The sequence below is a fragment of the Mycobacterium sp. Marseille-P9652 genome (assembly GCF_902652685.1).
Taxonomy (GTDB): domain Bacteria; phylum Actinomycetota; class Actinomycetes; order Mycobacteriales; family Mycobacteriaceae; genus Mycobacterium.
In genome coordinates this window covers 36,996-48,857 of record NZ_CACRUY010000001.1, presented here as the reverse complement: position 1 = coordinate 48,857, position 11,862 = coordinate 36,996, and the positions used below count along the sequence as shown (strand labels likewise).

Below are 11,862 nucleotides of genomic sequence, written 5' to 3'. Positions count from 1 at the left end.
CGGAGGGAGAAGGCCATGTCCGCACCAGTGAATCGCCGGGGCATCGTCGTCGGGGTGGACGGATCGGGGGCGTCGAACGCGGCGGTCTGCTGGGCGGCTCGCGAGGCGGCGATGCGGCACGTCCCCCTGACCGTCGTGCACATGGTGAACGCGATGGTGCCGATGCTGCCGCAGCTGCCGGTCTCGGCCGGGGTCGCGGTGTGGCAGGAGGAGCAGGGCCGGCAGGTTCTCGAGCAGGGGGTCAAGATCGCTCAGGACGCGGTGAGCGCCGAGCACCCGATCGAGATCCACAGCGAGCTGCGCTGCTCGCCGCCCGTGCCCACGCTGACGGTCATGTCCGAGGAGGCCGAGCTGGTGGTCGTGGGCAGCAGTGGACGGGGCGCGGCGGCCAGGCTGCTGCTCGGCTCGGTCAGCTCGAGCGTGGTGCGCAGCGCCCGTTGCCCGGTGGCGGTCATCCACGACGAGGACCCGCTGATGCCGCACCCGATGCAGGCGCCGGTGCTCGTGGGGATCGACGGCTCGCCCGCCTCGGAGCTGGCGACCGCCATCGCGTTCGACGAGGCGTCCCGGCGTGGTGTCGAGCTCACCGCCCTGCATGCATGGAGCGACGTCGAGGCCCTCGAACTTCCGGGGCTAGACTGGGCGGCCGTGAAGTCGCAGGCCGAGTTGAGCCTGTCCGAGCGCCTGGCGGGCTGGCAGGAACGCTATCCCGACGTGACGGTGCACCGGCTCGTCGTGTGCGACCAGCCGGCCCGGCAGCTGATCGAGAAGTCCGAAGCGTCGCAACTGACCGTCGTGGGCAGCCACGGCCGGGGCGGGGTGAGCGGCATGCTGCTGGGCTCGGTGAGCAACGCCGTCGTGCACTCGGTCCGGATGCCCGTGATCGTCGCGCGGCCGTCCTAGGGACGCGCCGCCGCCGTGCCTTATGTCGCCGTTCACGAAACCCACACGGGCGTCGTGATTTTGGCGGGTGACCGGGCGTACAAGGCCAAGAAACCGGTGCTGACCGACTTCCTGGACTTCCGCGCGCCGCAGCAGCGGGAGCGGGCCTGCCGCCGGGAGGTCGAGCTCAACAGCCGCCTGTCGCCCGACAGCTATCTCGGGGTCGCCCATCTCACCGACCCCGCCGGCGGCGCCGGCGCCGCGGTCGTGGTGATGCGGCGCTACCACGACTCCGATCGGCTGGCGTCCATGGCGGCTCGCGAATCCACCGAGACGGTGCGCCGCGCGCTGGACGCGGTGGCCGCCACGCTGGCCCATTTCCACGAGGCGGCCGAGCGCGGCGACGACATCGCCGCCCAGGGTGAGGCTTCCGCGGTCGCGCGCCGCTGGCGGGACAACCTGTCGGAGCTGGAAGCCTATGCACAGCAGGGTATTCCGGGAGTCTCGGGCGCCGACGTCGCCCGGCTCGGGCGACTGGTGACGGAGTTCATCGCCGGGCGTGGGCCGCTGTTCGCGCGGCGCATCCGCGAGGGCCGGATCGTCGACGGGCACGGCGACCTGCTCGCCGACGACATCTTCTGGGTCGGCGGCAAGCCGGCCTTGCTCGACTGCCTGGAGTTCGACGACCGGCTGCGCTACGTCGACTGCGTCGACGACGCCGCCTTCCTCGCGATGGACCTGGAGTTCCTGGGTCGCAAGGACCTTGGCGACCACTTCCTGGAACGCTACGCCGAGCATGCGGGGCACACAGAGCAGATGGGCCCGCCCGGGCTGCGCGACTTCTACATCGCCTACCGCGCCGGCGTCCGCGCGAAGGTGGACTGCGTGCGGGTGACGCAGGGCAACCCCGAGGCCGCCGGTGACGCGGCCCGCCACCTCGCCATCGCCACCGGCCACCTCGAAGACGCCGCCGTCCGCCTGGCCCTGGTCGGCGGCAACCCGGGCACCGGCAAGTCGACGGCCGCGCGCGGCCTCGCCGAACGGGTTGGCGCCCATATTATTTCGACCGACGACGTGCGCCGCGAACTGCGCGGCTCCGGGGCCATCGGCGGGGAATCCGGTGTGCTGGACGCCGGGCTGTACAGCCCCGGCAACGTCGCGACGGTCTACGAGACCGTCCTGGCCCGGGCACGGGAACTGTTGGGGGAGGGGTGGTCGGTGATCCTCGACGGCACGTGGCGCGACCCGCGGGCCCGCGAGGCGGCGCATAGCGTGGCCGCCGAGACGCATTCGCGGATGATCGAGATGGTGTGCGCGGCCGCGGACGACACCGCGGCCGACCGGATCAGGACCAGGCCCACGGGCAATTCCGAGGTCACCCCGGAGATCGCGGCGGCCATGGCCGCGCGGCCCGCCGGCTGGGACACCGCGCACCGCATCGACACCTCCCGAGACCCGGAGGTGGTCGCGCACGAGGCCCACGGGGTGTGGCTGGGCGCCGAGTAGGACCGGCAGTGGGATCGAACGTCCCGGTCGCCGGGGACCAACGGCCCTGTCAGCGCCCGGCGCCCGCGGCTTAAATTTGCTTCCACCGAAGCGACGGGATGGTGTAGATGGACGCGAAAGCGCCGACGGACGAGGTCATCCGGGACGCGGTGACGCTCGCGTGCCGCGCACCTTCGCTGCACAACAGCCAACCGTGGCGCTGGATCTCCGACGGCACCAGGCTCCACCTCTGGGCCGATCCGCGCCACTCGATGCCGGGGACCGACCACACCGGCCGCGAGTTGCTGTTGAGCTGCGGCGCCGTCCTCGACCATCTGCGGGTCGCCATGGCCGCCGCAGGCTGGGACAGCGTCACCGAACGGTTCCCCAGCGAGGGCAGGCCCGATCACCTGGCGACGCTGGGTTTCCTGCCGGTGGAGGCCGTCACTGCCGCGTGCCGCCGGAAGGCCGACGCGATCCGTCGCCGCCGCACCGACCGGCTGCCCATGGGCCCGTCGGCCGCATGGCCCACGCTTCACTCGGACCTGTGCCGCGCGGTGATCCCGTACGACGTGTCGCTGGACGTGGTGGCGGACGAGGACCGCCCGGCCCTGGCCGAGGCGTCCCGGCTGACCGAGCAGCTGCGCCGCAACGACACCTCCTACCTGACTGAGTTGCGCTGGTGGACATCCCCGTTCGAGGCGAACGGGGATCACGTGCCCGAAAGCGCCCTGTTGTCGAGCTCCGAGGCGGCGCGCGTCGACATCGCCCGCGCGTTCCCGCCGGCGGGCGGCGGCCGTCGGCGCGCCGCGATCGAGGCCGACCGCTCGAAGATCGTGGTGCTCTCCACGCGCCACGACGACGCCCCGGCGGAGGTGTTGCGTTGTGGCGAGGCGTTGTCGGCGGTGCTGCTCGAGTGCACGGTCGCCGGCATGGCCACCTGCACGCTGACGCACATGACGGAGCTGTCGCCGAGTCGCGACATCATCCGGCAGGTCACCGGCGGCTCCGGCCGGCCGCAGCTGCTCATCCGGGTCGGCAGGTCACCGGCCGGCGACGAGCACGTCGACTTCACCGCGCGGCGCCCGGTGAACGAGGTTCTGGAAGTGCTCAGGTGATCCCCGAGAAGGGAGGTGTCGTGCGATGACTCGGCACTGGTTGGTCATGGAGAGCGACGCCGAGGGGGCCCGGGCCCCGTTCGTCGCGCGGGTGGCGGGGGCGGGCCGGCACCTGCCCGGCACGCAGCGCACCACCGACGAGGTGATGGCGTCCACCCGCCACCACACGCACATCGACCTGGAAAAGCTGACCGGGATCCGCGAACGCCGGATCTCGGTGGGCGACGAGGACTCCTATACCCTGGCCACCTCGGCGGCGCTCGACGCGCTCGCCGTCGCGAGCCAGGACCCGGCGTCGCTCGACGTGGTGATCAGCTGCAGCATCACGAAGTTCCGCGGCGGGCTCACCCAGTGGCTCGAGCCGACGATGAGCAGTGCCATTGCGCGCGGGATCGGCGCGGACAATGCCATGACGTTCGACGTCTCCAACGCGTGCGCCGGAATGCTCACGGGCGTCAACATTTTGAACAACTGGATCCGGCAGGGCGCCGTCGAGCGCGGGCTCGTGGTGAGCGGCGAATACATCTCGCAGCTGTCCGACAACGCGGCACGGCACATCCGCAACATCATGAGCAAGGAGCTGGCCTGCCTCACCCTCGGCGACGCGGGCGCGGCGCTGGTCCTCGAGCGGGCCCCGGCCGGTTCGGCGGGAATCAGGCTGGCCGGCTTCACCACGGTCGCCGACTACAGCCGCCTGTGCCTGGCCTACCCGCAGGGGCACGACCCGGGCGCGCGGATGTTCACCGATGCCCGCGGCATCCACAAGGCCGCCATGGCCAACACCCCTATCCTGTTGAGCGAAGTGCTTGACACCGTGGGCATTTCGTTGCACGACATCGACCACGTCATCACCCACCAGACCTCGGCCCGCGCCATCCGCAAGGGCATGGCCCGGATCACCGAGGCGTTCGGCGACAGCCCGCGCCACGACGCCGTCATCACCGTCGACCGGTACGGCAACACGGCGTCGACGACCCATACCGTGGCCCTCGTCGAGGAACTCGAGGCGGGGCACATCCGGCCCGGGGAAACGATCGCGCTGATCGCCCTGGCGTCCGGTCTGGAGATCGGCGTGGTTTTGCTAACCCTGGACGAGGACATGGTGAACCGCTATGGGCACAGTCATTGATCGGGTCGAGGTCGGCCATGCCGGGCTCCGTGGCCGGCACAGCGCCCTGCACCTGGCGGTGCGCACCGCCAAGCACTGCCTGCACGGGGCGGGGTGCGACCCGGACGAATTGGACCTGGTGGTCAACGCGGGGATCTACCGCGACCGCAACCTCGGCGAGCCGGCGCTCGCCGCGCTGATCCAGGACGACATCGGGGCCAACCCCGAGGACCCGCACGCCGGCGGCCACGGCACGTTCTCCTTCGACGTCGCCAACGGCACCTGCGGGATGCTGACGGCGCTGCAGATCGTCGACGGCTTCATGCGCAGCCACGCCATCCGGCGCGCGCTCGTCGTCGCCAGCGACGCCGACCCGGGCCACGGGATGAGCGAGGACTTCCCGTTCTCGGCCTCCGGCGCGGCGATGTTGTGCGGATGGTCCGACGACGACTACGGCCTCAGCCGCGTCTCGTGGGTGAACGAGCTCAGCGCCGACGGCAACGAGACCTTCGGCGCCTCAGTCGGATACGCCGACGCGCGCAACGTGCTGCGGTTCAGCTCGTCGGAAGACCGCGACGAGCGGTTCGCCGCCGCGGCCGCGCGGGCCGTGTCGGATTGCCTGGCCTCGCACGCGGTGGCGCTGCCGGACGTCGACGTGATCGTCGCCGCCCCGGCCCGGCCCGGGTACCGCGCCGCGCTGGCCGCCCGGCTCGGGGTGCCGCTCGAGAACATCAGCGTCGGCGACGATGAGCGGATGCACACCGCCGCCCTGGCCGCCGCGTTCCGCCGGCAGGTTGAGGAACTCCCGACGGGAGCGCGGGTGGTGTTCGTCGCGGCCGGCGCCGACGTGGTCGCCGGCGCGGCCCTGTACCGCCAGCCGCCCCGGTGATGGCGCGTGAGTCCTCTGCGAGATCGCGCTCCGGGTTCTGGATGACGCCGGATCCGCAACCCTCATGGCAATCTCGGCGCGCGGAAACCGCCCCGAGGTGACCGCGGGGACGCTCCGCTGGCTCGCGCTGGGCGCCGACGCGATGCCCCCGGACGAACGCTGGCTGGCCCCCGGCGAGGCGGCGATCGCGGCGCGGCTGCGATACACCAAGCGGCGCAACGAGTTCCTGCTGCGCCGGCTCGTCGCCAAGCACGCCGTCGCCCTGGCCACCGGCCGGCCGACCGACGCCGAGACGTTGGCCGGCATCGAGGTGCGCAACGCCGAGAGTGGCGCCCCCTACGTGAGCGTCGCCCTGGAACTGTCGATCAGCGACCGCGCCGGGTGGGCGGTGTGCGTGGTCGCGGGCGCCGACCCCGTCGGCTGCGACCTCGAGCTGGTCGAGCCCCGTTCGCCGGGCTTCGTCAGCGACTTCCTCACCGCGACCGAACGGGGCCTGGTCGACTCGTGCGCGCCCGGTGACGAGCGCGACGCGATGGCCAACCTCCTGTGGTCGGCGAAGGAGAGCGCGCTCAAGGCGCTCGGCACCGGGCTCGACCGCGACACCCACACGCTCGACGTCACCCCCGGCGCGCCGCGCGACGACGGCTGGGGCGCGCTGACCGTGCGGGCCGTCGAAGGCGACACCGAGGGCACCGTGTTGCCCGGCTGGTGGCGCCGGGAGGGCCGCTTCGTGCTGACCGTCGTCACGCGGGTGCCCACCCCGGCGCCGGCGGCCCTCGGCGCTCCCGGCGTGCTGGCGCGCGCGTTGCCCCGGCACACCTGGCTCGAAAGGCCGCTACTGTCTTGACATTCCGCGCTCGAGCGCGTCGATGACGTAGGGCCGCAACGCCTCGGCGCCGATGATCCGGTCCACCGAACCCACCGCCCGCGCCCGCTGGACGGTGTGGATGGCGTCGAACTCGTCGGCGACCTCGCTGAGTTTCGCCGACCGGACGGCCGCGCTGACCTCGGCCAGCCGCGCCCGCGCGGCGCCGACCTCCGATGCGTTGGCGCCCTCGGCCCGCCGCACCCGCTCGGCCGCCTCTCGCACCTCGGGATCCTCGGCGGTGCGGTGGTCCACCTCCCGGGCGAACACCGTCGCGGCGGCGGGCGCGCCGCCGATCACCGACGCGAAAGAGCCTTCCAGGGCGGCGATCTCGATGCGTTCGTTCAGTTTCTTGGAGAAGACGACGAACGCGCCGCCATGGTAGCGGGACACCACCACGAAGACGATGGGGCCGCGGAAGTTGGTTACGGCGCGGCCGATCTCGGCGCCGTACTCGAGTTGCCAGCGCCGCATGGATTCCGGGGAGCCGTCGAATCCCGACAGGTTCGCCAGCACCACGAGCGGGCGATTGCCGCTGGCGCCGTTAATGGCGCGCGCGAGCTTACGCGACGCCTGGGGGAACAGCGTGCCCGACGACCACGAGGTGGGACCGCCGGCGGGCACGAACCCCCGCCGCGGGACCGTGTGCGATTCGATCCCGAGCAGGCACACCGGGACGCCGCCGATGTGGGCGTCCCACACGATCGCGGTCTCGGCGCCCCGCCATTGGCGCCAGCGCTCCAGCGGCGCCGAATCGGTGTCCGTCACGGCCCGCATCACCGAGCGCATGTCGAACGGCTTCTTGCGTTCTGCGTTGTGTTCGGCCGAGAAGATGTCGCCGATCGTCGCCATGTCGCTGCCGCCCGACGCGATGTGGGGCGCCGGGCGGACGTCGCGGTCCGCCGGGTCGGTCGTGGCCCGGCGGCGGGGCCACCGCTCGCCCGGCACCACGTAGGTGTGCTCGTAGTGGCGCAACAGGATGTCACACGCGTCGGCCAGCGTGGGAGCCCAGTACTGGCCCTGGCCGTTGGGTCCCATGATCCGGTCGAAGCCGCCGATGCCGAAGTTGTCCTCGGCCGACACGCCACCGGAGTAGTCGAGCGCCTGCTTGCCGGTCAGCACCATCGCGCTGGCGGGGGTCATCACGAGGATCCCGCGCGTGTGCATCAGCATGGTGGCCTCGGCGTTCCAGTACGGCTGCGCGCCGACGTTCACGCCCGTGACGACGACGTTGACTTCGCCTCCGCGCTGGGTGAATTCGATCAGGCGGCGCAACACCGCACCGATCCAGTCCATGTTCTCGGTGCCGCTGTCCATGGCGATCTTGGCGCCGGACGACAGCGTGAACCACTCGACCGGCACCCCCATCCGCTCGGCGAGGTCCAGCGCCCCGATGATCCGCCGGCACTCGGGCTCCGCGATGTTGCCGAGCCCGCGGGTCGGGTCGCCGAACAGCGCCACCCGGGTCATCCCCTCGGGCACCTTCTCGGTGTTGTTGCGCAGCAGGCCGACCACCACGTTGGCGGTGTTGGCACCGTACGGCCGCGACACGGGGACCAGGTCGCCCCGCTCGTCGAGATCGTGCTCGACGAACTCACCGGTCGGGAAGCGGGCCACCGCCTCGGCCGGCGGGGTCAGCATCCGCACGATCTCGTACGGGTAGGGCGCGCCGATCCGGTTGGCACGCAACAACTTCTGGTGGTAGGGCGTCAGCGGCCGGATCGGCTCCGGCCCGAGTGGGCGTTCCCGCACCGTCACGTCCTCGCCGAGGCCCTCCACGTCCAGGACGCGTTCGCGTCCGTCCGGGAACGTCACGCGCAGCACCAGCTTCTCCAGCGCGGCGCCCAGCGCCAGCGGCGCCGACGAGCGGGCCAGTCCGGTCCAGGCGTCGCGCGGCACGGTCCACGGCGGCCGGACGTAGAGGACGATCCGGTTGGCCGCCGGCCGGTCCCGCTTGTCGAAGGTGCCCAGCGCCTCCCACATCGCCGACAGGGCAAGCGAACCCATCAATTCCAGCCGGGGGTAGCGCACCGTGCCGTCGGCGGCCTCGATCGGGGTCAGGTCCCGCACCTCGGCCAGCGCGAACAGCCGGTGGTCCGCCGGGTTGTCGCGCGCCACCCCGTGGAACACGTACACGTCCTCCGCCGAGCGCAGGCGGCGCAGCGTGAAGTTGCCCAGCCGCCACAGGTCGAGCCGCTTGGCGAGCATCGGGTGCAGGTTGCGGTAGAGCGGGTCCTCGGCGAACCGGCCGTCGTCCTGGCGGAAGGTGAAGTGGTGGGTGCGGAAGCGCTCCGGCGCGGACCCCTCGACGGTGGTCACCGTCAGGTCCAGCCGGTGCAGCGCGCGCCCGAATTCGCAGTCGGCCAACAGCTTTTCGGCCTCGACGAGCACCGCCGCGTCGTCCGACCCCTCGCCGTGGCGCCACAGGGCCAGGTCCGCCACCACGTCGCTGGCGGCGTCGGTCTTGGCGAGGTGCCCGGCGATCGCCGCCGAGAGCTCCGGCAATTCGGCCAGCGGTGCGTACCCCGTCACCAGATGGACGGGCCGGCCCTCGTGGTCGTAGTCGGCGACGCCGAGCAGCCTGCCGTCGTGCGATTCGACCGTCACGGCGCGCAGGTCCCTGATCCGGTAGAACCGCCGGGTGTAGACCTCCAGCAGCGCCCGCCGGACCCGGGGGTCGTGGCTGTCGCGCCACCCGCGCAGCAACTCCGCCCGCAGCGGCTGCGGGCAGGCGACGAGCCTCTCGACGCGGGCGGCCCGGTCGGGGCGGTCCGGATCGTCGCGCAGCGCACCGAGATCCGTTCGGGCGCCGGCGAGTTCGTCGGACACGGTCGCCTGCAGCAGGGGCTCGTCGAAGTAGTGGAACCGCACGTCGCGGGCCAGCTCGGCTACCGTTCGCTGCCGGCCTCCGATGGCGGCCAGCCGGTCGAGGCGGTCCCGCATCGCCGCGTCGGCCGCCTGCGCGAGCTCGGCGTGGTGGCGCAGCCGCCGCTCGAGGATGGCGGTCACCGCGGGCACCAGGTCGGCGACCCGGCGGAACGAGCGGAACATCCAGACGACGGCTTCCTCGAGCTCGGGGGTGCGCGCCAGCCCGTGCACGCCGTAGCGCTGCAACGCCTGCTCGAGCCGCTGCGCGTATGAGTCGGGCAGGCCCGCCCGGTCGGGGTCGAGCCACTGCAGGTAGGACAGCATGTACTCCTGGGTGCTGCCGGTCAGTTCCTCGGAGTCGGCGTCGCCGCGCGGCCGGTAGAGGGAGCCGACGTCGGCGAACAGGTCCAGCAGCTCGTCCTCGCACCGCAGCAGGTGAGCGTCGGCGGGTGGGGTGCTCTCGCCGAGCTTGCGTTGCCGGCTCAACATCGCGCCCAGCGAGCCGGGGTCGAGGTCGTAGCCGAGCAGGTAGCCGCGCAGCGCCCCGTACACGGGGGCGCACGGCGGGGTGTCGCCGTGCTCGGCGGCCGCGGCGAGCCCCGCGAAGTCAACCGCGCCCGCGGCCGAGCCGTCGTCGCCCTGCGACGTGGTGATGCGGACCATCGGGGCGCCCGCCTCCACCTGGACGTTCGCGGCGGTCTCCACCGAGGCGACGTTGCCGGCGAACGGCGCGGTGATGGTGGTCTCCATCTTCATGCTCTCGACGACCGCCAACGGGTCGCCCTCGGCCACCCGGTCGCCCGGTTCGACGAGGATCGCGAGCACGAACGCCGGACCGCCGCAGCGCACCACGCCGCCGTCGTCGCGGGACACGGCGTGCGCCGCGCCGTCGACGTCGACGCGCAGCGTGGCGCCGTCGGCGACGGTGACCACGCGGTGCATGCGGCCGCCGGCCACCATCCGCCGGCGGTAGGCGTCGCGCTGGGTGACGGCGACGTCGGCGACGCCGCCGCCCGAGGTGACGCGGTAGGTCGCCGCGCCCGTGCGGTAGACGTCGAGGTCGTACTGCTGCCCGCGGTAGCGCAGCCGGCAGCGGTGCCCGACGCCCGCGGTCGACTCCGCCCCGCCCCGGGCGGCGCGCGCGAAGAACGCCTCCCGCTCGGCGGCCTCGTCGACGTCGTAGGACTCCACGGCCGCCGCCAGCAGCGCGACGGGATCGGGCTCGGGCAGGTGCCCCGCCTCGCTTGTCAGCCGGTCCAGCCAGTGGTTGTCGAAGCGGCTGGCGGTGACCTCCGGCCGGCCCAGCAGACCCAGCAGGAAGCACCGGTTGGTGGTGCCGCCCTCGACGACGACCGTGGTCTCGCGCAGGGCGCGCCGCAGCCGGGCCAGGGCCTCGCCGCGGTCGGAGCCCCAGGCGACGATCTTGGCGATCATCGAGTCGAAGTCGGGCGGGATGCGGTCGCCCTCGCGCACCCCCGCGTCGACGCGGATGCCGGCGCCGGCGGGCAGCCGCAGCCGTGCCAGCCGGCCGGGCGCGGGTGCGAACCCGTTCTCGGGGTCCTCGGCGCACAGCCGCGCCTCGACCGCGTGGCCGGTCACCGTGGGCGGGGTGCCGTCCAGGCGTCCGCCGCGGGCCACGTGCAGCTGGAGCTTGACCAGGTCCAGGCCGGTCGTCGCCTCGGTGATCGGGTGCTCGACCTGCAGCCGGGTGTTGACCTCCATGAACTGAAAGCCGCCGGTGTCGGGGTCGACCAGGAACTCGACGGTGCCGGCGCTGCGGTAGCCCGCGGCGGCGGCCACCCGGACGGCCGCGTCGCGGATCGCCTGCTCCTTGGGGCCGTCGAGCACCGTCGACGCGGACTCCTCGAGCACCTTCTGGTGGCGTCGTTGCAGGGTGCAGTCGCGGATGCCGACCGCCCACACCGCGCCCTGCCCGTCGGCGATCACCTGCACCTCGACGTGGCGGGCCGCCGGCACGAGCGCCTCGAGGAAGACGGTCGGGTCGCCGAACGCCAGCTGCGCCTCGGCGCGCGCCGACGGCAGCGCGGCGGCCAGTTCCGAGGAGTCGGCGACCATGCGGATGCCGCGGCCGCCGCCGCCCGAGGCGGCCTTGACCACCACCGGATAGCCGAGCCGTTCGGCGGCCCGGGCGGCCTCTTCGATGTCCTCGACCGGCCCGCCGCTCCACGGCACCACCGGCACGTCGGCCCCCTCGGCGACGCGCTTGGCAGCCACCTTGTCACCGAGCAGCCGGATCGTGGCGCTGTCCGGGCCGACGAAGATGATGCCGGCGTCCTCACAGGCCTGCGCGAACGACGCGTGCTCGGCCACGAATCCCCAGCCCACCCAGACGGCGTCGGCGCGGGCGCGGCGCAGGGCCGCCACCACCGCGGCCTCGTCCAGGTAGCGCGACCGGCGCGCGCCGTCGGACTCGTCGACGTAGGTCGCCGAGCCCAGCGGCACGGCCTCGTCGGCCTCGCGCACGAACCACGCGTCGGCGTCCGGGTCGGTGTACAGGGCGATCGTCCGGATGGGCGGTTGCCCGCCGGCCTGGTTCAGCTCGGCGACGGCCGTGAGCGCCCGCACCGCGGGCTCGCCGCGGTTGACGATCGCCAGGCGCCGGATGTCGGTGGTCATCAGTCGGTCC

7 protein-coding genes are annotated in these 11,862 nt (G+C 72.9%); 6 read left to right on the top strand and 1 reads right to left on the bottom strand.

Features of this window, described 5'->3' with window-relative positions; genetic code table 11:
* Window positions 1–15: 15 nt before the first annotated feature.
* The 6 genes from GPY60_RS00135 to GPY60_RS00110 all read left to right on the top strand — a co-directional run bounded on the left by GPY60_RS00135 (window position 16) and on the right by GPY60_RS00110 (window position 6,329).
* Window positions 16–903 carry a universal stress protein gene (locus GPY60_RS00135; RefSeq protein ID WP_156685543.1) on the top strand — a complete coding sequence of 296 codons (888 nt, stop codon included), beginning with the start codon at window positions 16–18 and terminating at the stop codon, window positions 901–903.
* A gap of 15 nt (window positions 904–918) precedes the next feature.
* Window positions 919–2,388 (top strand): bifunctional aminoglycoside phosphotransferase/ATP-binding protein, encoded by a 1,470-nt coding sequence (locus GPY60_RS00130; RefSeq protein WP_156685542.1) that lies wholly within the window; start codon window positions 919–921, stop codon window positions 2,386–2,388.
* A 107-nt stretch (window positions 2,389–2,495) separates the two neighbouring features.
* Window positions 2,496–3,485 carry an Acg family FMN-binding oxidoreductase gene (locus GPY60_RS00125; protein ID WP_156685541.1) on the top strand — a complete coding sequence of 330 codons (990 nt, stop codon included), beginning with the start codon at window positions 2,496–2,498 and terminating at the stop codon, window positions 3,483–3,485.
* A gap of 25 nt (window positions 3,486–3,510) precedes the next feature.
* Window positions 3,511–4,614, top strand: coding sequence for a 3-oxoacyl-ACP synthase III family protein (locus GPY60_RS00120; protein ID WP_156685540.1), 1,104 nt, complete (start codon window positions 3,511–3,513; stop codon window positions 4,612–4,614).
* Window positions 4,598–5,482 (top strand): 3-oxoacyl-ACP synthase, encoded by an 885-nt coding sequence (locus GPY60_RS00115; protein ID WP_156685539.1) that lies wholly within the window; start codon window positions 4,598–4,600, stop codon window positions 5,480–5,482. Before GPY60_RS00120 ends, GPY60_RS00115 begins: the two co-directional genes overlap by 17 nt.
* Window positions 5,483–5,546: 64 nt before the next feature.
* Entirely contained in the window at window positions 5,547–6,329 is a 783-nt protein-coding gene (locus GPY60_RS00110; RefSeq protein WP_156685538.1) for a 4'-phosphopantetheinyl transferase family protein, read from the top strand.
* Here the strand turns inward: GPY60_RS00110 and GPY60_RS00105 are convergent.
* Window positions 6,318–11,852 (bottom strand): ATP-binding protein, encoded by a 5,535-nt coding sequence (locus tag GPY60_RS00105; protein WP_156685537.1) that lies wholly within the window; start codon window positions 11,850–11,852, stop codon window positions 6,318–6,320. The two genes, GPY60_RS00110 and GPY60_RS00105, sit on opposite strands and share 12 nt — an antisense overlap.
* Between the last annotated feature and the right edge of the window lie 10 nt (window positions 11,853–11,862).

Coding starts and splice junctions, on each gene's coding strand:
- GPY60_RS00115 (WP_156685539.1), top strand. CDS start 4,598: ATGGGCACAGTCATTGATCGGGTCGAGGTCGGCCATGCCGGGCTCCGT.
- GPY60_RS00105 (WP_156685537.1), bottom strand. CDS start 11,852: ATGACCACCGACATCCGGCGCCTGGCGATCGTCAACCGCGGCGAGCCC.
- GPY60_RS00125 (WP_156685541.1), top strand. CDS start 2,496: ATGGACGCGAAAGCGCCGACGGACGAGGTCATCCGGGACGCGGTGACG.
- GPY60_RS00135 (WP_156685543.1), top strand. CDS start 16: ATGTCCGCACCAGTGAATCGCCGGGGCATCGTCGTCGGGGTGGACGGA.
- GPY60_RS00110 (WP_156685538.1), top strand. CDS start 5,547: ATGGCAATCTCGGCGCGCGGAAACCGCCCCGAGGTGACCGCGGGGACG.
- GPY60_RS00120 (WP_156685540.1), top strand. CDS start 3,511: ATGACTCGGCACTGGTTGGTCATGGAGAGCGACGCCGAGGGGGCCCGG.